Annotated in this window: 21 protein-coding genes and 1 pseudogene; 7 read left to right on the plus strand and 15 right to left on the minus strand. The window is 65.7% G+C overall.

The annotated features are described in order from the left end of the window. The first annotated feature begins 68 nt into the window (after nucleotides 1-68). The 3 genes from FHJ30_RS15340 to FHJ30_RS15345 are packed head-to-tail and all read left to right on the plus strand — an operon-like array spanning nucleotide 69 to nucleotide 2,534. A complete protein-coding gene (locus FHJ30_RS15340) occupies nucleotides 69-452 on the plus strand; it encodes a hypothetical protein (protein ID WP_139030129.1) in 384 nt (127 codons plus the stop codon). After that, nucleotides 445-777 (plus strand): peptidoglycan-binding domain-containing protein, encoded by a 333-nt coding sequence (locus tag FHJ30_RS21725; RefSeq protein ID WP_240793719.1) that lies wholly within the window; start codon nucleotides 445-447, stop codon nucleotides 775-777. Before FHJ30_RS15340 ends, FHJ30_RS21725 begins: the two co-directional genes overlap by 8 nt. Continuing rightward, on the plus strand, nucleotides 756-2,534 hold the full coding sequence (locus tag FHJ30_RS15345; protein ID WP_240793720.1) for a matrixin family metalloprotease: 1,779 nt from the start codon (nucleotides 756-758) through the stop codon (nucleotides 2,532-2,534). Before FHJ30_RS21725 ends, FHJ30_RS15345 begins: the two co-directional genes overlap by 22 nt. 110 nt (nucleotides 2,535-2,644) lie before the next feature. Here the strand turns inward: FHJ30_RS15345 and FHJ30_RS15350 are convergent, their stop codons facing one another. Next, nucleotides 2,645-3,139: a hypothetical protein gene (locus FHJ30_RS15350; protein ID WP_139030130.1), complete on the minus strand. Its 495-nt coding sequence runs from the start codon at nucleotides 3,137-3,139 to the stop codon at nucleotides 2,645-2,647. Between the two features lie 91 nt (nucleotides 3,140-3,230). Here FHJ30_RS15350 and FHJ30_RS15355 point away from each other — a divergent pair, with 91 nt between their 5' ends. Then, nucleotides 3,231-3,899, plus strand: a complete 669-nt coding sequence (locus tag FHJ30_RS15355) for a metalloregulator ArsR/SmtB family transcription factor (RefSeq protein ID WP_139030131.1) — start codon at nucleotides 3,231-3,233, stop codon at nucleotides 3,897-3,899. A 196-nt stretch (nucleotides 3,900-4,095) separates the two neighbouring features. Here FHJ30_RS15355 and FHJ30_RS15360 read toward each other — a convergent pair whose 3' ends face one another. Both FHJ30_RS15360 and FHJ30_RS15365 read right to left on the minus strand, forming a co-directional pair. Further along, complete coding sequence (locus FHJ30_RS15360) at nucleotides 4,096-4,761, minus strand: cation diffusion facilitator family transporter (protein ID WP_139030132.1); 666 nt, start codon at nucleotides 4,759-4,761, stop codon at nucleotides 4,096-4,098. Further along, nucleotides 4,761-4,880: pseudogene (locus FHJ30_RS15365) on the minus strand (transcriptional regulator); the annotation flags it as partial. The gene FHJ30_RS15360 and the pseudogene FHJ30_RS15365, both read right to left, overlap by 1 nt. Before the next feature lie 105 nt (nucleotides 4,881-4,985). Here FHJ30_RS15365 and FHJ30_RS15370 point away from each other — a divergent pair. Then, complete coding sequence (locus FHJ30_RS15370) at nucleotides 4,986-5,909, plus strand: SGNH/GDSL hydrolase family protein (protein WP_139030133.1); 924 nt, start codon at nucleotides 4,986-4,988, stop codon at nucleotides 5,907-5,909. Nucleotides 5,910-6,512: 603 nt separating this feature from the next. Further along, nucleotides 6,513-6,971: an Hpt domain-containing protein gene (locus tag FHJ30_RS15375; RefSeq protein ID WP_139030134.1), complete on the plus strand. Its 459-nt coding sequence runs from the start codon at nucleotides 6,513-6,515 to the stop codon at nucleotides 6,969-6,971. Nucleotides 6,972-7,089: 118 nt separating this feature from the next. On the opposite strand, the gene FHJ30_RS21395 is transcribed toward FHJ30_RS15375, so the two are convergent. From FHJ30_RS21395 to FHJ30_RS15385, 4 genes are all read right to left on the minus strand, one after another. Then, nucleotides 7,090-7,260 (minus strand): hypothetical protein, encoded by a 171-nt coding sequence (locus FHJ30_RS21395; protein WP_171059071.1) that lies wholly within the window; start codon nucleotides 7,258-7,260, stop codon nucleotides 7,090-7,092. A 298-nt stretch (nucleotides 7,261-7,558) separates the two neighbouring features. Further along, nucleotides 7,559-7,702: a hypothetical protein gene (locus FHJ30_RS21400; protein ID WP_171059073.1), complete on the minus strand. Its 144-nt coding sequence runs from the start codon at nucleotides 7,700-7,702 to the stop codon at nucleotides 7,559-7,561. A 109-nt stretch (nucleotides 7,703-7,811) separates the two neighbouring features. Beyond that, nucleotides 7,812-8,681, minus strand: coding sequence for an SGNH/GDSL hydrolase family protein (locus FHJ30_RS15380; protein ID WP_139030135.1), 870 nt, complete (start codon nucleotides 8,679-8,681; stop codon nucleotides 7,812-7,814). Further along, nucleotides 8,674-9,606, minus strand: coding sequence for a lipid kinase (locus tag FHJ30_RS15385; protein WP_139030136.1), 933 nt, complete (start codon nucleotides 9,604-9,606; stop codon nucleotides 8,674-8,676). Before FHJ30_RS15385 ends, FHJ30_RS15380 begins: the two co-directional genes overlap by 8 nt. Nucleotides 9,607-9,831: 225 nt before the next feature. On the opposite strand from FHJ30_RS15385, the gene FHJ30_RS15390 reads away from it, so the two are divergent. Next, nucleotides 9,832-10,131, plus strand: coding sequence for a hypothetical protein (locus FHJ30_RS15390; protein ID WP_139030137.1), 300 nt, complete (start codon nucleotides 9,832-9,834; stop codon nucleotides 10,129-10,131). Between the two features lie 69 nt (nucleotides 10,132-10,200). On the opposite strand, the gene FHJ30_RS15395 is transcribed toward FHJ30_RS15390, so the two are convergent. The 8 genes from FHJ30_RS15395 to FHJ30_RS15430 form a co-directional block, all read right to left on the minus strand. Beyond that, nucleotides 10,201-11,016, minus strand: a complete 816-nt coding sequence (locus FHJ30_RS15395; RefSeq protein WP_139030138.1) for an MBL fold metallo-hydrolase — start codon at nucleotides 11,014-11,016, stop codon at nucleotides 10,201-10,203. 144 nt (nucleotides 11,017-11,160) lie between these two features. Next, the gene (locus FHJ30_RS15400) at nucleotides 11,161-12,258 is read right to left on the minus strand and encodes a family 16 glycosylhydrolase (protein ID WP_240793721.1); all 1,098 of its coding nucleotides are present in this window, start codon (nucleotides 12,256-12,258) and stop codon (nucleotides 11,161-11,163) included. A gap of 150 nt (nucleotides 12,259-12,408) precedes the next feature. Further along, entirely contained in the window at nucleotides 12,409-12,690 is a 282-nt protein-coding gene (locus tag FHJ30_RS15405; protein WP_139030139.1) for an SIP domain-containing protein, read from the minus strand. Nucleotides 12,691-12,830: 140 nt separating this feature from the next. Next, nucleotides 12,831-13,631, minus strand: coding sequence for an alpha/beta fold hydrolase (locus FHJ30_RS15410; protein WP_139030140.1), 801 nt, complete (start codon nucleotides 13,629-13,631; stop codon nucleotides 12,831-12,833). 575 nt (nucleotides 13,632-14,206) lie between these two features. Next, a complete protein-coding gene (locus FHJ30_RS15415) occupies nucleotides 14,207-16,333 on the minus strand; it encodes an acyltransferase family protein (RefSeq protein ID WP_139030141.1) in 2,127 nt (708 codons plus the stop codon). A 351-nt stretch (nucleotides 16,334-16,684) separates the two neighbouring features. Further along, nucleotides 16,685-18,142 (minus strand): dihydrolipoamide acetyltransferase family protein, encoded by a 1,458-nt coding sequence (locus FHJ30_RS15420; protein ID WP_139030142.1) that lies wholly within the window; start codon nucleotides 18,140-18,142, stop codon nucleotides 16,685-16,687. A 2-nt stretch (nucleotides 18,143-18,144) separates the two neighbouring features. Then, nucleotides 18,145-19,257 carry an alpha-ketoacid dehydrogenase subunit beta gene (locus tag FHJ30_RS15425; protein ID WP_139030143.1) on the minus strand — a complete coding sequence of 371 codons (1,113 nt, stop codon included), beginning with the start codon at nucleotides 19,255-19,257 and terminating at the stop codon, nucleotides 18,145-18,147. Then, complete coding sequence (locus FHJ30_RS15430) at nucleotides 19,254-20,498, minus strand: thiamine pyrophosphate-dependent dehydrogenase E1 component subunit alpha (protein WP_139030144.1); 1,245 nt, start codon at nucleotides 20,496-20,498, stop codon at nucleotides 19,254-19,256. The genes FHJ30_RS15425 and FHJ30_RS15430 overlap by 4 nt, the downstream gene beginning before the upstream one ends. Between the last annotated feature and the right edge of the window lie 432 nt (nucleotides 20,499-20,930).

The raw sequence follows: 20,930 nt of genomic DNA on the forward strand, positions 1-20,930 counted from the left end.
GTAACGGTGCAGTAACGCTGCGGGTGGTCCACTCATTCCTGTGTTCCCTCGCATGTGAGGACGGTCTTATGGGGCAGCCGTGGAACTCCTTCCGTGTGGCAGGTCTGGTGCTGGACGTACCGGACCAGCTTGCACCCTCACATGAGCACGGCATCGAGGGCGGCGTTGCGGTCCTGGAGGGTGCCGGCATGCGCCTGACCGTCGATGCGAGCCCGTTCGCTGACCCGCTCACCCGCTATGCAAACAAGCCCGGCTACCAGCATTGGCGGGAAGCCGTGGGCAGCCAGATCGCGGACTTCGTCCTGTTTGAGGAAGAGGGCATCCGCACCGTTGCGGCCAACATCCCCGGGCGCGCCACCGCCGTCGTCCATCTGCCCGCCGGCGCCCAACAGGACGTCGCGCTGCAGATCCTGCGAAGCATCAGAACTGATCAAGGAGAACCAAGTGACTGAAGAGCTGTACCCTGCGGCACCGTACCTTGCCGCCGTCGAAAATACCGCCCCGGGCGAACGCAACCCGGGTTTCAGCAAGGTGCAAACGTACCTGGAACGGTTCGGCTACCTGGCTGAATCCGCTCCCAGGGAAATCGGCGTCCTGGACGATCCCACCGAAGGGGCGCTCCGAAATTTCCAGGAGTTCTTCCACCTGCCGGTCACCGGCGTGTTCGACGACGCTACGCGCGAAGCAATGATGCGGCCGCGCTGCGGACTTCCGGACATGCGGGCCGGCGAAATCGCCTTCGCCACCGCCTGCGCGTGTGGGCGGACCGGACCCTGACGTTCGCGTTCGACACCGGGACCGGCGATGTTGCCGGCAACGCAGAATTCGACGCCATCCGCCGCGCCATCCAGACCTGGCAGACCGTGGGCGGGCTGACCTTCACCGAGGTGGCGCTGGGTTCCAGCCCGGACGTCCGCATCGGATGGCGGCCGGCAGCGGACCCGGACCATTCGATGGTGGGCGGCGTCCTGGCCCACGCCGACTTCCCTCCCGGCTGCAGCGTGGTCACCAACACCCTGCCCAAGCCGGTCCACTTTGACGACAGTGAACACGTGTGGAGCGTGGGCGCCGCAGCCAACGCCTTCGATATCGAGACGGTGGCGCTGCACGAGTTCGGCCACATTGTGGGCCTTGCGCACTCCAGCGTGGCGAACGCCGTCATGGCACCCACCGTGGCGTCCAACTTCACCAAACGGGCCCTCACCCAGGACGACCTCGACGGCTTCCGGGCGCTCTACCCGGCGGCGCCGCAGGCCTGGTCCGGCTGGGATTCCCTGGGCGGGGTGATCACCACGGATGCCTCCGTGGCCAACAACAGGGACGGCCGGCTGGAAGCCTTTGCCCGGGGCACCGACGGCGCCGTGTGGCACAAGTGGCAGAACACTCCGAACGGCAGCTGGTCCGGCTGGAACTCCCTGGGCGGGGTGATCACCACGGACATCGCGGCGGCAAGCAACCTGGACGGCCGGCTGGAGATCTTTGCCCGCGGCACGGACAACGCCCTCTGGCACAAGTGGCAGACAGCACCGAACAGCGGCTGGTCCGGCTGGAACTCCCTGGGCGGCGGGATCACCGGGCCGGCGGCCGCGGGGCGCAACGCGGACGGCCGGCTGGAGGTCTTCGCCCGGGGCACCGACGGCGCGGTGTGGCACAAGTGGCAGACAGCGCCCAGCGGCAACTGGTCCGGCTGGCACTCCCTGGGCGGGGTGATCACCTCGGAGATCGCGGTGGGCAAAAACGCGGACGGCCGGCTGGAGATCTTTGCCCGCGGCACGGACAACGCCCTGTGGCACATGTGGCAGACGGCCCCGAACAGTGGATGGTCCGGCTGGCAGTCCCTCGGCGGCGTCCTCACCTCCAACATCACGGTGGGCACCAACGCCGACGGACGACTGGAACTCTTCGTTCGGGGCACCGACAACGCCCTCTGGCACAAGTGGCAGACCGCACCCAACAGCGGATGGTCCGGCTGGCAGTCCCTGGGCGGCCTGCTCACCTCCGATATTGCCGCAGGCAAGAATGCGTCCGGCCGGCTTGAGGTGTTTGTCCGGGGCACGGACAACGCCCTGTGGCACATGTGGCAGACGGCACCCAACAGCGGATGGTCCGGCTGGCACTCCTTGGGCGGCGTCCTCACCTCCAACATTGCCGTGGGCAGCAACGCCGACGGCCGGCTGGAGGTCTTTGTCCGCGGTACGGACAACGCCCTGTGGCACAGGTGGCAGAACATGCCTTTCCTGACCGAAGAGGCCACGGGAGTGACCGGCGCTGCGGCCATGGCCGAGGAGACGGGCGCGGACCTGCCCTTCGCCGGCGTTGTCCCCCAAACGGTGGAGATGCCCACCGGCACCATGGGCGGGAGCGTGACAACAAACGGCCACCAGCGCCCCGCAGCCCCAGACATGCCGGCCGGGGCAATGGAGGCGGAAACGAAGACCGGTTCACCCGGCGAGGCCGTGAGTGCACCTGAGGCGGCTGCCACGGAACCTGCGCCGGACAGGATGCCGGCCGGGAAGATGCACGCCACCGCCTGAACAGCCGCACGGCACAAGCTGGAACGGACGACGGCGGCACGCGGCCGCCGTCGTACGTTCCATGTGAGCCGCTCCCGGCAGAGGGGCAGAGGTCACGCCTGCCGGCGACGTCAGTGGTGTGTTGCCGCAGGGCTCCGCATGCCGCTGTAGGCTGCCGCTACCCCCACCAGGAAGATAAGGACGGCGAGGTAGATCAGGCCGAGGTGCCCCAGCGTTGCCAGGCCCCACGGGTAGTGCGCGGGAAGGGCCACAGCGAGTCCAACCACTGGGACGACAACCGCGGTGGCGAAGGCCCACCGCTCCCCCCGGCGCACCCCGTACCAGGACAGGCCCGCGACAGCCAGGCCGGTGGCCGCGATGAAGCCGCTGACCGCGATGTGCAGGTGGCTTATGTAGTGGTACAGCTGCGGACTGAATGCCTCGATCTCCGCCTTCCCCTTGTCCACCTGATCCGGTCCGATGCCCAGCTCAAGGAAGGCGTCCGTGAAGTTCATGACCAGGAAGATCAAGGCGTACCCCACGAATGCCAGCCCGGCGAATGTCATGAGTGCCGCTCCTGTCCGGAGGCGGGACTGTTGCTGGTGTGGAGATTGGATGGTGGACATGGCCACCACTTCCTTTCTATTCAAGTAGATACTTGAATAAGAACCCCGCGACGGTAGGATTGTCAAGAGATCTCTTGAATAGGAGGAGCGGGTGGGCGACCAGCAGGACAAGGACGCGCTTTACGACGTCCTCGTAGAAGCCGCCAAGGCGTTGGGGAACGGCCGGAGGGCGCAGCTGATCGATGTCCTCGGCCAGGGTGAGCGCTCGGTTGAGGAGCTCGCTGCGGAGATCCATCAGAGTACGGCCAACACATCCCAGCACCTGCAGCGGCTGCTGCGCGCCGGCCTCGCCTCCTCGCGGCGCTCCGGGACGCGGATCTACTACTCCCTTGCCAGCCCCGCAGTGGAACGGCTGTGGCGGGCACTCCGGGAGACGGCCGAGGCGCACGCCGGGGAGCTTGGCGAACTGGTCCGCGCCTACGTCGGCGACCGCACCGACCTGAGCATGATCACGCGCGACGATCTGCTGCTGCGGCTGCGGCAGGGCGGCGTGGTGGTGCTGGACGTGCGGCCACGGCCGGAATACGACGCCGGACATATCCCCGGCGCGCTGTCCCTGCCCCTCTCCGACGTCAAGTCCCGGCTGCGGGAGGTTCCCCAAGGGGGTGAAATCGTTGCCTACTGCCGGGGCCCGTACTGCATGTTTGCGGACGAGGCTGTCCGGCTGCTCGCGGACGAAGGGCGCCCCGCTGCAAGGCTCGAGGAGGGCTTCCCTGAGTGGAAGGCCGCAGGACTGCCGGTGGAACAGTCCGGCACGTAGTCCGCCCGGACACCAGCCGGGCACCCAGCTGCCGGGTCCGAAAATTTGAGGAAGTCTTGGGTGGTTCTTGACGGTATCTGCCGCCGCCCTTGAGGATGAAAGCCCACAGTAGTCCGTGAAAGGCAGCGGCGCATGGGGGTGCGGCTGGAACTGGGTCCAGTAGTACCGCAGCCTTGAGTCGGGAAACCGATGGGTCTCAGCGCTTGGCGGTGTCAGGGGCGGCGCCGCCAAGCGGGACCCCCTCGCAGCACGCGTCACCCCGCCAGGCATCAAGGCCTTCCCGGACGGCGATACCCGCAATGACAAGTGCCGCGACGGCGTCGGCCCACCACCAGCCCAAGGTGCTGTTCAGGACCAGGCCAAGCAGCAGCACGGCCGAAAGGTACGTGCAGAGCAGCGTCTGCTTGGAATCGGCGACGGCGGTCTTTGAGCCGAGTTCGCGTCCGGTGCGTCGTTGCGCCCAGGACAGTACAGGCATGATTGCCAGGCTCAGGGCTGCGACGACTATGCCCGGTGTCGAATGCCGGGCTTCCCCGGCCCCGCCCAGTGACCGGATGGCGTCCACGCTCACAAACGCGGCAAGGGCGAAGAAGGAGAGGGCAATGATCCGCAAGGTCAGGTGCTCACGCCGTTCCGGGTCCTTGGCGGCGAACTGCCAGGACAATGCGAGAGCGGATGCCACCTCGATGACGGAGTCAAGGCCGAATCCGATCAGCGCCGCGGAGTCCGCCACTCCCCCGGCCCAGAGTGCCACGGCGGCTTCGATGACGTTATAGGTGATGGTCGCGGCCGCGAGCAATCGGATTCTCCGGCTCAGCACCGCCCGCCGGTCAGTGCCAGGTGAAGGGGGCCGTGGGGTCATGCCACCCCCGACGCATAGGACGGCGCGTCCGCGAGTGCCATCAGAATCCGGGCCCGGGCCGGGTCGGACGCCGCATAGCCGAACCTGGCCAGAACAGGCGCACGAGTGAGGGCTTCCATGGAGCCAAAGTACATCGAGGGATGTATTGCGGAAAAGCTGTAACGCTGTGGTAACGCCTCGGCAGGTACTACTGGGGCTCGCTTCCAGGACGGAGAAGAACCGTAATGAAATCATTACCTCGAAAAGCAGCGTTCAGGGCAACTGCCCAGACCGGCACCCTGAGGGGTGGCGCCCGGCGCATGGGGTTGATGGCCGCCGTCGCCACGGGACTGGTGGCCGGCTCCGTGGCCGCGCCGGCAACCGCGCAGGACTCCGGACCGCTGGACTACGTTGCCCTGGGGGATTCCTATTCCTCGGGCATCGGTTCCTCGCCACATGTCACCGTCTCCCCGCTCTACCCCGCAGAGCTGCAGCCGTGCTACCAGGCATCACCGGGCTACGCCGACGTGCTGGACGCCCAGGACGGCGTGCAGCTCACGGCCAACGCCGCCTGCGCAGGCTGGACCGCCGCGGCCGTGCCCTACCAGGTCCAGGTGGCCTCCGCCGCCGGCGTGCTGAACGCAGAAACGGACCTGGTGACCATCACCGCCGGCGGAAACGACGTTGGTTTCACGAACCTGCTCGCAACCTGCATGCTCCAGGCGTTGAAGGACTGCAAGACAGCAGTCAGGGCAGGCGAAGCCGTTGCCAAAACCCAGGTCCTACCGGCCCTGATGGCGGCGTACGCGGCCATCCGCGCGCAGGCGCCCAACGCCAAAATCGTGGCACTGGGATATCCGCATCTGTTCTCGCCGGAGTTCGGGGACACCCCCATCATCACCGCCGACGCAGCCCAGATCTTCAACAAGGGAACGGACACCCTGAACAAGGTCATCCGTGAGGCGGCCGCAAACTCGGCCGGAACCGTCTACGTCAATGTCACGGACGAGTTCGCAGGGCACGGCATCGGACTGCCCGGTTCCTGGTTCTATTTCGACCCGACCGACCCGTTTGCCGGCATGAACTTCCACCCGACTGCCACCGGCTACGCCGAGGGCTATGCGGACGCCATCAACCGCGAAGCGAAAATCCCGGCCCTGAGCAACTGATTCGTGGCAGGACTGGCCGCCCCCAACAGCGGCCAGTCCGGTCAGGGAATCACTCCGGCTACTGGGTCAGCGCAGGACGGGGATCAGCGCAGGACGCCGCACACCGCCAGGTCCGTGGCCTCGGCAGGCAAGTCACCATTCAGTTCGCTTGCACCCTCAGGGTCGCTGAAGTTGTAAGTGCCGTTGCCGTCGTAGTCCAGCCCGTGGATGACCAGGACGCCTTCGCCTTCCCGGATGGAATCCGCGATCTGCTCGAGTCCTGGGCAAGTGCCGCCGCTCCGCCAAGAGCCAGCCTGGAAATTCTTTTCATTGTTTGCTCCCTATCAACAGGCCGCCGAGGAGGCTCGGCGGCCTTCAGTGATTCGCACCACCAAGGGCCGGGGATGGGTGGGCTGGCCGCAAGAACCAGCGGCACACCTGAGGCTATGGCTGATTGGGCAGCACCAGCCCGCCCGCTCTGTGGCAGTCAGGAGGGAAATTGATCGAACGTTGATGCTACGTGCTGCGCCTTCTTGAGAGTGGATCGCCAAAATTGTGGGGTTGGGCCGAGCCGCTGGGGCTGGGCCCGTCTTTTTGAACGGGGTACACGGCATGGGTTTCGGCGTGAACAGAGTGTCCGGTGCAGCTCAGGCTCCCGGGACTGTTGACGCAGACAGCTCACGTGGCTGGGCACGAACGGCCGGACCGGCGCCTGCACTGGACTTCGTGCTGATCAGGAAACTCGCCGAGGATCTCAGCCCGGACGCAGCGCTCAGGTTCCTGTCTGATTATCTGGGCATGCTGCCTGGCCGCTGGACCCGCATCCTCCTGGCCCTGGAGGACGATGACACAGAAGTGGCCCTGGACGCCCTGGTCAGCTTGAGGATCACCTCGTCCATGACGGGCGCACTGGAGGCCGAAGGCCACTGCCGGCAGTTGGAATCGTTTGTGCATGCCGGGTGGTTTGCCAAAGCCCGGACGGAAGCCTCGGAGCTCGGACCGAAGCTTGAGCGCCTCTTCTGCGCGGCCCCGGATCTGCTGAAGCAAGCACGAAACAGCCTGGGCACGGTGTCCGTCCGCTAAGTTGTGACGGCCGAGGATCAATTCACATCCGAAACCGATCTTTCCCTTTCCGCAGCATCAGCTCTCTTGAGACCCATTCTGCCTGCGCAGTTACGGCACCTTGGCAATAACAGAAGAGCTACTTGGCCAGTGCCATATGCACAACAAAAGCGGTGGCAATTGCGAGCAGGGAAAGGAAGATATAGGATAACGCCCGGAGCCGGCGCGCACGATTAATTTCGCGTTCGTAATAGCGGTAATAAGCCGGACCGTACTCGCGAGGGCGCGGCTTAGCTGGGCTCTGTTTCATACTTTTCTTCCTCATCAGGGGGTCTCACAGACCAAGGTGAGATGACAGTGGATGCGCAATCGTTCTAAACGACGTCTCATGCATCGCGTCTGCATGGCTCTAGCCCGGGGGCCCGAGTCGCACGAATGATTCTTCAGGCCGAGACTCAAAAACCGCCGCTGCTTTAGCTCAAGATTCACTCAAAACACGTGAAGGTAAATGCAGCGGAATTCCGGGTGGCGGATAACCAAGAATGTACTCTCAATTCCGCTACGCATTAGATTCCATCGGATAACAAGGCAGGCTGATTCCAGAAGAATTACAAAACGGAAAACAGGAAGTAGGCAGCCAGCGCCGCGGCCAGCACCAGGACGGCAGCCAGGATAACGACGGGGCGGCGGCCTCCTTTGGCTGGCCCCGGTCCGCGGCGGCGCCCGTGCTTTCGTTCAATTGCATTCGCCATGCGCCGACTCTATGCACCCTTAAACGTCGGCGCCCGCGTATTGCCTACTCGTTTTACAAATTCCCACCACGTGGTTCCCGGCCGTGTCAGCGCGCGACGGGCGGCCCGCTCACCGGGTCAGGCTGGCCCAGGACTCCAGGAACTTCCGGGCGAGGTAGGCGTGGCCGGCGGTGTTGGGGTGGGCGCCGTCGGCGTCGAAGCCCGGGCTGTTGGCACTCGTGAACCAGTTGCCCTCGACGGCGTCAATAAACGGAGCGTTGGCCGCCGCAGCACCGGCACGCACGGCGCTGTTCACCCCGCGCAGTTCCTCCGCGAGGGGCTGCGGCGCCGACGGCCCGAGCACCACCACCTGGATTCCCGGCCAGAACCTGCGGGCCGCCTCGATGGTCTGCGTCGTGGCAGCTTCCACTTCCTTCACGTCGGAGCTCTGGGAGTCGTTCTGCCCGCCTTGGAGCACCAGGACGTTGGGCACCAAGGCGGGGTTGCCAGCGATCCTCCGCAACCGGACCTCGTACTCTTCTCCCCGCTCGTCCTGCGCCCCGCCGCCCCAGGCGAATCCGGTCCCGCCCACGCCGTCCACGTCGGCGGCGTATCCCAGCTCCTTGGCCACCAGGTACGCCCACCCCTGGTCCGGCCGGTCGGCGCCAACCCCGGCGGTGTACGAATCGCCAAGAATCAGCAGGACGGGCTCCGCGGGCAGCTGAATGCCCGGCGGCTGGGGTGTTGCGGTACCGGTGGGTGACGGCGCCCCGATAGCCGGCGGCGCGGCCGCCGACGGGGGCTCGGAAGCGCTTGCCGAAGGACTCCGGGAAGGGCTCACCGGCACGGGTGCGGTTCCCTCCGGCGTGCGCGGTCCCATCAGGGCAATGGCTGCCACCCCGAACGCCACAATCGCCAGCACCAGAAGCCCGCCGTACTTGAGCCAGTCCTGCCTGGACGCGAAGGCACCCAGCCGGCGTCCCGGCGTCGCGCTATCCATCGAACCGCGCACTGTTGCTGCTCTCCGGCACCACAACGTGCACGGCGTTGCGCTCGATGGTGAAGTCGGCGGGCGTCACGGTGGCGATCTCGCCGTCGAGGTTCACCGGCACGGGCGGCTCGGTGACCAGCCGGACCCGCCGGCTGGTCAGGTGGTACACCCCGCGGTGCTCCACAAAGCTGCCGTCCTTCAGCAGCCGGGCGATCCGCACGTGCTCGCGGAGCGGTGCCCCGGGGATGGCGTAGACATCAAGGAGGTGGTCATCAATCCCAGCCGTCGGGGAGACCGTGTTGCCGCCGCCATAGTGCCGGCCGTTGCCCACGGCCACCTGCAGCATGTCCTCGAGCTCCAGCGGTTCGTGGTCCCCCTCCGGGAACTCGAGCCGGGCGCGGAACGGCTTGTGCCGGGCGTAGGCGCGCACTGCGGCAATCCCGTAGGCCACCGGCCCGAGGTACCGCTTCAGGCGGGGGCTGAGGGTTTCGGTGACGCCGACCGAAAGTCCAACGGAGGCCACGTTCAGGAAGGGCTGGCCGTTCGCCCGCCCCAGGTCGATGTCCACCACCTTCCCGCCGGCCAGCGCGGCGCAGGCCCCGGCGAGGTCGTTCGGTATCTCGAGCGTGCGGGCAAGATCGTTCGCTGTTCCCAGCGGCAGGACGCCGAGCACAATCCCGGTCCCGGCGAGCCGGCCGGCGGCGCAGGACACCGTTCCATCACCGCCGCCAACAACCACCAGGTCGTGCCCGTCGGCCACCACCCGGTCCAGGGTTCCGGCCAGTTCGGCGCCGGAGAGCACCTGGTGCACGGCGGCGACGGGCAGGCCTGCCCTTAGCAGCGAGTCCGCCGCCAGGTCCGGCCCCGCCGCGCCCCGGCGTGCCCCGGCGTTGATCACCACGGCAGCGGAGTGCGCCTCTCGGGCAAGCTTCATGGGGACCATCCTAGGCTGGGCGGGCGGGGAAATCCCCGAGCCGCAAGGAGGAAGGTGCGCACCAGGCAACGCAAGGCGTGCGACGGCGGCACGCGCCCGCCGTCGTACGCTTCCTTTTGGCGACCGGCGAAAGGGTTAGGGAACCGTGACCATGGGGTTGTTCCTTCGCCGTGAAACGCGCATTACTGTCAGGTGCACTATCCGGGGCACAACGGAAGAGGCACGATGAGCATCGACATCGAGATTGGCAGCAGGCTCAGCAACGAGGACGCAGCACACTTTGCAGCCGAGACAGAAGCAATCACCACAGCGATGCAACACGTACGGGCACAGCACGCAGCATATAGCTGGGTATGGACGGACGAGATCCGCTGCCGGGGATGCAATGCCAGCCTGAACATACCGATACTTGCCAGCACGAACCTCAACGCGGACAAGGCTTTACAGGCGCATCAGTCCGCCCAGCTGGATGCCCTGTTGGCTGCAAACGGCAGGGATGAGCCGCCAGCAGTCGTGCGGGCGTAGAGTCCTCCGGCTACTACTGGCGGCCGGGCCCGCTCCTGGTCGTGGCCGGCTATGAGGCCTTGCCGCCGTTCAGTGCTCGCGGCGGGTCTCCTGGAGCCGCTTGATGAACCAGCGGGACTGTTCCGGCCCGTAGGGCAGGACGGGGATGGCCTTGGTGGCGTCGCTGGGGGTGTCGCGGATGGACTGGCGCGCCTGGCGGACAGCGGTGGTCAGCGTGTTGGCCATGGTCTTGACGAACTGGTCGCTGCACGGCTTCCCGTGCCCGGGGATCAGGAACTCGTAGCGGTGGCGGAGCGCCGAGATGTGGCGGAGCACGTCCGCCCACTCCTCCGGGTACGAGTCCTCAAAGGACGGGTGCGCGCCCTGCTCCACCAGGTCCCCCACGTAGAGGGTGGTGGGGGTGCCCACCAGCAGGTCGCCGTCGGTGTGGCCGCGGCCCAGGTAGAACAGGGTGGCCGTCAGCCCGCCCAGGTCCACCAGCACAGGCTGGTCCTTGACGATGGCGTTGGGGACCACGAGCTCCACCTCCTGGCCCTCGCCGGCGGACATCTCCGGTTCGATCGTCCCGACAAACCGGCGCTGCAGGTCCCCCCGCTCCTCGATTTCGGTGGCGCAGTTCTGGTGCGCCCAGAACTCGGTGGAGCCGGCTTCCGCGAACACAGCGTTGCCGAAGAAGTGGTCGTAATGCGCGTGGGTGTTGACGACGACGAGCGGCAGCTGGGTCTTCTCCCGCACCGCGTCCAGGATCTCCCGCCCCTGCCGGGGCCCGCAGCCGGTATCGATCACCATGGCCCGCTCGGATCCCACCACCAGTCCGGTGTTCAGCAGCGATCCTTCGGTGACCAGCACGTAGTTGTTCGCGCCGACTTCGAGCCATTCCGACATTGTTTCTCCGTACCTCCGGCAAAGCAGTGTGCGTTCGTCTGTGTTCGTTCGTCTAGGCGTCGATTGTACCCAGCATGCCGCTGAAGTTCCCGGGACGCGCATGCATGCCGGTGGCCGGGCAACCCGGATACGGGCGGACCGTATCTATTCCTTGGCCCAGATCGCTACCCAGTCAACGTAGACATGGCCGCTGGTTTCCGGAGACGGACAGCCGGTCAGGCAGGACTCGGTCTGCAGGATGTAGCGCATGGGCTTGTCCGGGATCATCGACGTGGCAACGCCGATGGATGTGCCATCAAGAAAAAATTCGAGGCGCCCGGGACTCCACTCGGTGGTGGCGGTGTGCCATGACCCAAACGGAACATTGGGACGGAAGACCTCGAATTTGTGCCCGTCCGGGCCGACGCCATGCGTGGCAGCATAGATGAACCGCGACAGTTCCCCTTCCGGAAAATCGATTTCCCCGTCCTGCGGCCACTGTTTACTGACAGGCCACAGCAGCCAGGCTATTTTAAATCCCTGCAGGGGGTCGGCCTTGAAACGCACGGAGTAGCGCCCGTACACCTGGCTGTTGTAGGGCCACTGGGTAAATCCAGCAAATTTCGGGGACGGCGCCGCACCCATTGATATTCCGTTTTCCGAGTGCAGGTACATGTCCAAGAGGCCATCATGGACACTCAAGACCTTCGATGGATAGTATCCGGACGTGGCCTGACCCTTGGGGAGCGTTTTGCTATGCGAATCCGGGGTGCCGTCGAAGTAGGTCTCGCTCCACCTCGCGCCGTAGACGGGGCCAGGAAAACCGCCGATCGGGACATCCCCTTCCGTGAAGTCCTCCACAAAGACCTGCCTCCAGCCGGGCAGGTCGCCCACCGGCACGGCCTCAAGGGACGGCAGAGACTCGGTGTTGGCAGCCGGCCCGGACCCGCCGTCCTTGGTGGGCTCCGGGGATGCGGTTTCCGCAGTGGGTTCCGGAGAGCCGGCCTCGGCAGCTGGCTGCGGCGGCCCAGGATCAGAAGTGGTCTCCGGCGAAGGGGCATCCGAGGTGGGCTGGTCAGTGCCGCTCACTTGGGTCGCCGGCCCGCCACCTCCGCCGTCAGCAGTCTGGGTCCGCGCGGAATTTGCCGCCACGCTGAGTGTGCCGATGGCGAGCGCCAGGGAAACGACCATCAGGACGGCGCCTCCGGTCCGCGCACGCTTCTTGATCGACTCCGCGGGTGAATTGCGGGGGCTGTTTGCCATGCGTCCTCCCAACGTGGTCCGCAGGGGGTGAACCGGGCAGGAACGGAGCGCCCGGTTCACCCCCTTCAGTTCAGCCTAGGAGCGACGCCGCAGCCCGTCACGAGTACCGAGTACTCATATTTAGGATTCAACTCTCGCCCGGGTACCTGTTTAACTAGCTGCCAGCGGAATACCGTTGGCCCCGGAACCGGCCTTGCCGCGGCTCCAGTAGCCGCGGAACTCGGACTTCCGTGCATCAAGCCCGGCGCCAGCAAGGTAGCGGCGGAGGTTCCTCACTGTTCCCGTCTCAGCGCCTACCCATGCGTAGGTGCCCGGCAGGATGCTGTTGCCGACGACGGCGTGCCCAACCGCCTGCTCCAGGCGCTGGCCGTGGGGGACGGCGCCGCCGTCGCGGTTCAGCCAGATGATCCTGACTCGGCTGCGGGTAGTGATTTGCTTGAGCTTTCGGGTTCAGAGTGTTGGACAACAGACTGGGGCCGATGGCGGAGGCGGCGGATCAGCGTCGATTCGCAAAGAAGCCGTCGGCCCCGGCGCCACTTGCCGTGGCCGGCACTGGAAGCCTGGCGTGGCGTCTAGGCCGAAATCCTATCGACGAAGGACAGCACGGCCGCGTGGGCTGGATCGATGAGATGGCCTCCCGGCACGAGCACAGGCTCTGCATGCGGCAGGGTTTCGGCCAACCGTCCGTTCACCAGGCGGCAGGCTTCCAGTGAGTCTTCGCCGGAAACGATGAGGGCGGGACAGCTTACCGCGGCGAGTTCCGCGTCCGTCCATGTGGCCGGCTCCGCGGAAAGGTCCAGCCCATTGCCCCTCATTTCCGCCAGCAGGGCAGGGCTCGTCTCAACAAACATGCTCTTGATGTCATCCGGGAAGGACTCCCAGACGTCATCCCCCAGCGCATCCCGAAGCAAAGCCTCCGCCACCGTTGAGGGGTCCTGGGCCGCATGCGCGAGCAGCCGCCGGCGTAGGTTAATTGCCCAAGCATTCGCTTTCGGGTCAATCCTGAACAGCGCGGGCTCCAAGAGGACCAGGCCCTTCACTTTGTCAGGGACGTGCCTGGCCAGTTCCAAAGCGATTTGGCCGCCGGTGCTCCGCCCGATTACCACCGCAGGCCCTGCATGTAAGGCGGCCAGGAGTCCTGCTGCGTCGTCCACGTGCTGCATCAGGTCCAGGCTGGTGAAAGGCGTGGGGAGTGCACTGCGGAAGAAGCCTCTGCGGTCGTAGATAATACTTCGGCCGTGCTTCGCCAATTCGCGGGCGGCGTCAGCCCACATCAGCGCCGAACTCGGGGTGCCGTGTATGCCGAGGACCGGCACCCCTTCGCCTTGTTCTTCGAAGTAGAGGTCGACGCCGTTGACGCTGACTCTGGGCATGCTCTCAGCCTAGATCCGGCTGGCAAGGCCGTACAGACATAGTCCAGAAATGCCATGCCGCCGGGTTGCTATTTTGACTTCATAAAAAGGCCACTTATCCACCCGGTGCCCCAATATTCCGCGTCGTTGGCGTCGAGCATTGGGCCACGGCCGCCAGGCGCGCGTCCATGACCAATCCGCCCTGGTTTAACCACGGTTATCGGCTGGCCAGGTCCCACTGGGGCTCCGACGTACAGCACAATTTCGGGAACGCCTACGTCAACCTCCGGGGACCGATAAACGGCACGGTCCCCCCGGAGACCAGTTACTAATTCTGCTTAGTAGTTACCCATACTGCCACGTCAATTCTGCACGCGCGGTAATGCGTTCCGTTGCGGGAGGCGCAGAACGGACGACGGCGGCACGCGGCCGCCGTCGTACGCCTTGCCTTTCCGGGTGCTCGTCCGGCATCGACTGCCACCGCACACCCCAGTTAAGTGTGCGTACATCAGGCGTCGATTGTCCCCCCGGCCCTTGGAGTTCCCGGGAGGCAGCCCGAGTACGACGGCGGCGCGCACAACGGTGGTGACGCCGCGTCAGGGAAGCAAGCCGGCAGCCTCAGCAAGAGACCGGCGCAACCACAGGGCGTAGTTGGTTGAGATGTGCTGAGCATCCGCATGGGTTGCAAATCCCGATACAACCGCGGGACAGACATACTGCGCGCACAACCAGGGAACAACGTCCACGTATACCGCGCCACCGGCCTCGGCGACGCGCTTCTCCATCTCATTGTGTTCGGTGTCCACCGCGTAACTCCGCGGAGTGTGGCAGCGGCGGACGTCGTCGGAATTCGATGTGACGCAGTCCTGGGGATTCTTTTCCGAGTACGCGATGTCCCCGATCACCACCACACGATCACTTATCGCGCTCAACGACTTGATGGTCGAGGCGAGGCCCTGCTCCCAGGCGGCTTGCGTGTTTTCTTTGTCAGGGCGCCCATCCTTCTCAAGCCAAGTACCCTGACGCTGACCCGAGATGAGGACGACGCTCGGCTTGAGTGCCTCAATCTTCGCCAGCGAGTCAGCACGGAATGCCTTGCACTCGGGATAATCACCCTTGCGCTTCGCGTTGTAGACCGAAAAGTCGGCTGGCGGACACGAGAACATCGAAAAGACTTCGAAGCGCCGCCCCAGTTCAGTGGCTGTCACGCCGAGCGGATCTGCCCACATCTCAGCATGGGAGTCGCCATAGACCACCACTGTCTCGCCGCCGTTGGCGTCACCGTAACTGCATGCGACTTTCCCTGTTGGGGCATCCAAACCCCTTATGCAGGCACGCTGATTGAAAAGGAACCTCCCAATAGGAGGCTCCGGCGTCCACCCGGCAGCGTTTACGCCGTCAGCCACGGCCTTTGCCACTTCCTCAGCCGTCGGCAGGTCACTGCCGCGGGCAACTGGAAAATCGTCGAAGTTGTCTGTGGCGGAAGGCTTGGGCAGGACCGACACCAAAATGCTCGTGAGGCCCAGTGACAGCGCCACCAGCGCGGCGCCGAAAGCCACACTGATTGATGGCCGGCGGGCCTTGAGCCAACTGGAACTCCGTACGGGAAACTCCACGTACTTGAACGTAACGGCAGACAAGGCCAGCGTTACACCGAGCAAGGCGAGCTTGGTGGTCATCGTCAGTTCGGTCCCGAGCGATGCCGCGGCGAAGATCAGCACTGGCCAGTGCCACAGGTACAGGGAATAAGAGAGCTTGCCAAGCCACTGCAGAGGTCCCCACTGCAGGAGCACTTCGGCTCCTCGCTTCGGTGCGATCGTCCCGCCGATTATCACAAGAACCGTTCCGCCAACCGGAAGAATAGCAGCGGACCCTGGGTACCTGGTGTACTCGTCCAGCGTGAGCGCTGCTGCCGCAATCGCGATGAGTCCGGACACACTCGTAACGGCAGCAAGAAAAGCCGGGAGTCGCATGATCGTCGGTATGAGCACGGCAAGAATTGCACCAGCCGCAAGTTCCCAGGCCCTCGTCAAGGGAGAGAAGTAAGCTGCACTCGCGTTCTCCGCCGTCGCGTACACCGACCACGCAAGGGACACGGCAATCGTGAAAACGAGGAGAAACGTCAGTCGCGCGCGTAGCGGAATTCTGCGTCCGATCGCAGCAACCGCGATCATTGCGGCTGGCCAAAAGAGGTAGAACTGCTCTTCTATGGCCAGTGACCAATAGTGCTGTAACGCGGATGGAGGAAGGTAACTGGCCCAGTAGTCCGTCCCTTGCGAGATTTCCCGAAAATTGCTGGCGAAAAGCGCTGCCCATAGCCCGTCTTCGGCGGTTCGGGCAGCACGCGTACCCCCGATCAGCGCGAAGGATGAGACAACCGTGACGGCGAGGACAAGAGTAGCGGCAGGCAGAATTCGCCGGGCCCGTCGTGCATAGAACCCCAAGACGGAGATCCGCCCACCGCGTTCAGCGTCTTTGAGCAGGAGGCCGGTGATGAGGAAACCGGAGACCACGAAGAAGACGTCGACACCGACGTAGCCTCCCTGCAAACCCGGCACGCCTGCGTGGTCCAGCACCACCAGTAGAACTGCGACCGCGCGAAGACCCTCTATGTCCGGACGGAATGTGCGTGGAACGGATGAAGGGCGGTCGGCTCCCTTCGGGGCGGGCTCACTCGTCTGAAGATGGCGTCCGTGTTTACGCGCGACAACATGGTTTCCCATGGCGCAATCCCCTGGCCAGTTTCATCATGATCGCCCCTTTGCCCGACGTCTCTTACCGGCTCGTGCGGCCGACCGTACCGCTCTTTTCGGCCAGAATCAATGGCTTCCCCCGGTGTGGGCGGCTGCCGTCACTCCCCGCCGCCAGGAGCAGGCAACCAGTACGACGGCGGCGCGCGCCGCCGTCGTACGTCTCACCCTCGCGAGAGGTACTGCCAGCTCGACTGATGGAGCGTTTGGGTTAAACCACCATCAACTGAGAGAGGGTTTGGGGAAAACCGACATCGAGTGAGAGAGGGTTTGGATTAGACCGACGTTAAGTGAGAGAGCGTCGGGTGGGGGGGGTGGACGGGTTTAGAGGTCCGCTAGGAGGGTGGTTGGGTTTTCTATTGCGTCGGCTACGAAGCGGAGGAAGCCGGCCGCGGTGCCGCCGTCGCAGACGCGGTGGTCGAAGGTCAGGGTGAGTTCGGTGACTTTCCGGACGGCCAGCTCGCCGTTGACCACCCAGGGCTTGTCGATGATCCGGCCCACGCCGAGGATGGCCACCTCGGGGTGGTTGATGATCGCCGCGGAGCCGTCCACGCCGAACACGCCGTAGTTGTTGAGCGTGAAGGTGCCGCTGCCAAGCTCGGTGGGGGTCGCCTTACCCTGGCGTGCGACATCGGTGAGCCGGCGGATCTCGCTGTCCAGTTCGCGGGCGGTCAGCTTCTCCGCGGCTCGGACGGACGGGACCACCAGTCCGCGGTCGGTCTGGGCGGCGATGCCGAGGTTGATGCCGTCGAACGAGACAATCTCCTGCGACCCGTCTGAAGCGGTTTCGATCCGGGTGTTCAGCTCCGGATACTTTTTTAACCCGGCTGTGACAAAACGAGCGATGAACGCGAGCAGGCCCGGCACCTGGGCGCCGCCGGCCTTGAGTCCTTCGCGAAGCTCAAGCAGCGCGGTGGCGTCGACGTCCACCCAGACCGTTGCTTCCGGAATTTCCGAGCGGCTGCGGGCCATGTTGGCGGCAACGGCCTTGCGCACTCCCCTGACCGGCGTGCGGGCAGCGATGGGCAACCCGGTCCGGGCGTCGGTTCCCTCCGGAGCCGCCGTGGTCTTGTCGGGTTCGGCCGGGGCCTTCGGGGTCTCAACGGGCTTGGTTTCGGCAGGCTCTGCCACCGGAGCATGGATGGCCTTCTCCACGTCGCGGCGCATGATCAGCCCGCCCTCGCCGGAGCCGGGGAGTTCGCCGAGGTCCACGCCGTGCTCCCGGGCCATCCGCCGGACCAGCGGGGAAATCACGGCACCAAGCTTGCCGGGAACGCGGGTGCGCAGGAGTGCGAGCTCGTCCTCTTTGGTTTCGAAAGGCTTGGCTTCACCAGGCTCGGCCACCGCAACGGAAGACTTGCGGGCGCGGGTCCGCCGGGCAACACCATGCCCGCCCGGAGTGCCATAACCGATCAAGACGTTGCCGGACCCAGCCTTTTCCTCCTCCCGGTAAGCCTCCGCCTCGGGGTGAGTCTCAACGGGTCCGCCCAATTCGGTCTCAGTGGGTTCGGTCACAGGCTCCGACGGCTCCGGAGAACCAACAGGCGTCACCGAGATCAGCGGCTTTCCAACGTCGAGCGTCTCGCCCGGCTGCCCGTGCAGCTCGGCCACGATACCGGCGTACGGAGACGGCACCTCAACCGTGGACTTCGCGGTCTCCACCTCGGCGATCGGCTGGTCAACAGAAATCGTGTCGCCCACGGCAACGTGCCAGGACACCAGTTCGGCTTCGGTGAGGCCCTCGCCCAGGTCCGGCAGCAGGAATACGCGTGTTTCACTCATGGTCAGTTCTCCCACTGAAGGTCGTCGACGGCGTCGAGGATGCGGTCCACGCCGGGCAGGTAGTACTTCTCAAGCTTGGGCGCCGGGTACGGGATGTCGAACCCGGTGACGCGGCGGATGGGGGCGGCCAGGTAGTGGAAGCAGCGCTCCTGCACCCGGGCCACAATCTCGGAGGACACGGACGCGAACCCGTGCGCCTCGGCGATCACCACGGCCCGCCCGGTCTTCCGCACCGACTCACACACCGTCTGGTCGTCGAACGGGACAAGGGTCCGCACGTCGATGACCTCCAGCGAGCGCCCCTCCAGCGCGGCAGCCTCGGCGGCGGCGAGCGCGGTGGGGACGGACGGGCCGTAGGCGATCAGCGTGGCGTCCGTGCCGGGACGTGCGACGGCGGCGCGGCCTTCGGTGGTGCGTCCCGCCGTCGTGCCTTCCGTGTGAAGGCGCCGCAGCTCGTCAAGGTCCACCAGGTCCTTGGACCAGTAGAGCTTCTTGGGCTCCATGAACATCACGGGATCGTCCGAGTCGATGGCCTCGCGGAGCATCCGGTACCCGTCCGCCACGGTGGCCGGGGTGAACACCTTCAGGCCGGCGGTGTGGGCGTAGTAGGACTCGGAGGAGTCGCAGTGGTGCTCCACTCCCCCGATGCCGCCGCCGTAGGGGACCCGGATCACCATGGGCAGCTTCACGGCGCCCTTGGTGCGGTTGTGCATCTTGGCCACGTGGCTGACGATCTGCTCGAACGCCGGGTAGGCGAACGCGTCGAACTGCATCTCCACCACCGGGCGCATCCCGTTGATGGCCATGCCCACGGCCATGCCCACAATGCCGGACTCGGCCAGCGGGGTGTCGAAGCAGCGCTGCTCGCCGAACGTTTTGGTGAGGCCGTCGGTGATGCGGAAGACGCCGCCGAGCATGCCGACGTCCTCGCCGAACACCAGGACGGAGGGGTCGGCGTGCATGGCGTCGGCCAACGCCGTATTCAGTGCCTTGGCCATGGTGACCGGCTGCGGGCCGGCGGCTTCGGCCGAGGCGGCGGCGGACGCGGCGGCCCGGGCGGTGGCGGCCGAAACGTTGCCGTTGGCCTCGGATGAGGTGGTGATGGTGGGGCTCACTTGCCGGCCTCCTGTGCTGCGTTCTGGGATGCTGCGTCGCGGGCGAGTTCGTCGGCGAGCAGGGCGGACTGTTCCTTCAGTTGCGGTGTGGTCTTCGCGAAGACGTGGCGGAAGAGCTCCTGCGGGTCCACGGGAACGTCCTCGCTGAGGCCGTCGCGCAGCTGGGCGGCCACGGCCTCGGCGTGCTCGGCGATCCGTGCTTCAACGGAGTCGTCCAGCAGGCCGCGGTCCGTCAGGTAGGCACGCATCCGGTTCACCGGGTCCTTGGCCCGCCACTCCGCAACCTCGCTGCTTTCGCGGTAGCGCGTGTCGTCGTCGGCATTGGTGTGGGCCTGCATGCGGTAGGTGTTGGCCTCCACCAGCAGGGGGCCGGAGCCTTCGCGGGCCAGTTTCACGGCGCGGTCCAGGACGGCGAGGAGCGCCACGACGTCGTTGCCGTCCACGCGTTCGCCCGCCATGCCGTAGCCCACGGCCTTGTGCGCGAGCGACGGCGCCACGGACTGGTGTGCCAGCGGCACCGAGATGGCGTACTTGTTGTTCTGGACGAAGAAGACGACCGGCAGGTGGAAGACGGCGGCGAAGTTCAGGGCCTCGTGGAAGTCGCCTTCGCTGGTGGCGCCGTCGCCGCACATGGCCAGCACCACGGTGTCCTCGCCGCGGAGCTTTGCGGCGTGGGCCACGCCCACGCCGTGCAGCAGCTGGGTGGTCAGCGGGGTGCACTGGATGCCCACCTTGTGCTTCACGGGATCGAACCCGCCGTGCCAGTCGCCGCGGAAGATGGTCATCACCTGCACGGGGTCAACGCCCCGGGTCATCACGGCGACGGCGTCGCGGTAGGTGGGGAACATCCAGTCGCCGCCGGAGAGGCACAGGGCGGCCGCCACCTGGCAGGCCTCCTGGCCGTGGCTGGACGGGTACACGGCCATGCGGCCCTGCCGGACCAGCGCGGAGTTCTGGTCATTGACGCGGCGGCCGACGACGAGCTGTTCGTACGCTGCCAGCAGTTCCTCGTCGCCGGGCAAAGGGTATTCGTGGCCGGGTTCGGTGCCCTGCTCACCTTCCGGGATGAGCCGCCCGTCCGGGGCCACCATCTGGATCTGGTGCCGGGCCGGGAGCATGTAATCCTCGGCGGTGATCCCGAACTTCTTGGCGGTTTCCGAAAGGTCAGTCCCGGCGGGCGCCGTGCTTGCCTGGCCGGCGGTTGTTGTGCCCGCCACGGTGTGGTCTGCGGAGATCGTCATTGTTCCGTCCTTCTGTTGCCACTATTCCTTCCCAGTATCCGCCTGGAGCGTGTTTCGTATCCAGCACCTTCAGGAATCATGGAGAAGCTGCACGATTAGGCCTGTTTTGGAAGACGAATTGTAAGTGTGAGCTGGATTACTGACGCGGTGCGTGGACGAATTGGTACGACGCTAGGGACTGAAGTCCCTTGATCCCTAGCCGCGGGGGGACCACACTCAGGGGGACGCGTTTGACGGAAACGTCAGGCGCGCTGATTCGAGAAGGTTCTTCTCCCTCGTGAAACAGGGAGGAGACTCCGTACCAGGTGGCAGGGATTTCCCTCGATGGGGGCGCGTGGTGCGGCGATGGACGCGGTGGGGACAGCGTGGTTCCCTCCGCCCCTCAATCACTTACCGGCGTCAGCCCTTCCTGCGGCCGGCGCGGACCGGACC

It is taken from the genome of Arthrobacter sp. BB-1, assembly GCF_006151685.1.
Classification (GTDB): Bacteria; Actinomycetota; Actinomycetes; order Actinomycetales; family Micrococcaceae; genus Arthrobacter.

Excerpts from the sequence above, each read along its gene's own strand:
- FHJ30_RS15340 (WP_139030129.1), top strand. The coding sequence starts at position 69 with ATGGGGCAGCCGTGGAACTCCTTCCGTGTGGCAGGTCTGGTGCTGGAC.
- FHJ30_RS15350 (WP_139030130.1), bottom strand. The coding sequence starts at position 3,139 with ATGTCCACCATCCAATCTCCACACCAGCAACAGTCCCGCCTCCGGACA.
- FHJ30_RS15360 (WP_139030132.1), bottom strand. The coding sequence starts at position 4,761 with ATGACCCCACGGCCCCCTTCACCTGGCACTGACCGGCGGGCGGTGCTG.
- FHJ30_RS15370 (WP_139030133.1), top strand. The coding sequence starts at position 4,986 with ATGAAATCATTACCTCGAAAAGCAGCGTTCAGGGCAACTGCCCAGACC.
- FHJ30_RS21395 (WP_171059071.1), bottom strand. The coding sequence starts at position 7,260 with ATGAAACAGAGCCCAGCTAAGCCGCGCCCTCGCGAGTACGGTCCGGCT.
- FHJ30_RS21400 (WP_171059073.1), bottom strand. The coding sequence starts at position 7,702 with ATGGCGAATGCAATTGAACGAAAGCACGGGCGCCGCCGCGGACCGGGG.
- FHJ30_RS15380 (WP_139030135.1), bottom strand. The coding sequence starts at position 8,681 with ATGGATAGCGCGACGCCGGGACGCCGGCTGGGTGCCTTCGCGTCCAGG.
- FHJ30_RS15385 (WP_139030136.1), bottom strand. The coding sequence starts at position 9,606 with ATGAAGCTTGCCCGAGAGGCGCACTCCGCTGCCGTGGTGATCAACGCC.
- FHJ30_RS15390 (WP_139030137.1), top strand. The coding sequence starts at position 9,832 with ATGAGCATCGACATCGAGATTGGCAGCAGGCTCAGCAACGAGGACGCA.
- FHJ30_RS15395 (WP_139030138.1), bottom strand. The coding sequence starts at position 11,016 with ATGTCGGAATGGCTCGAAGTCGGCGCGAACAACTACGTGCTGGTCACC.
- FHJ30_RS15400 (WP_240793721.1), bottom strand. The coding sequence starts at position 12,258 with ATGGCAAACAGCCCCCGCAATTCACCCGCGGAGTCGATCAAGAAGCGT.
- FHJ30_RS15410 (WP_139030140.1), bottom strand. The coding sequence starts at position 13,631 with ATGCCCAGAGTCAGCGTCAACGGCGTCGACCTCTACTTCGAAGAACAA.
- FHJ30_RS15415 (WP_139030141.1), bottom strand. The coding sequence starts at position 16,333 with ATGGGAAACCATGTTGTCGCGCGTAAACACGGACGCCATCTTCAGACG.
- FHJ30_RS15420 (WP_139030142.1), bottom strand. The coding sequence starts at position 18,142 with ATGAGTGAAACACGCGTATTCCTGCTGCCGGACCTGGGCGAGGGCCTC.
- FHJ30_RS15430 (WP_139030144.1), bottom strand. The coding sequence starts at position 20,498 with ATGACGATCTCCGCAGACCACACCGTGGCGGGCACAACAACCGCCGGC.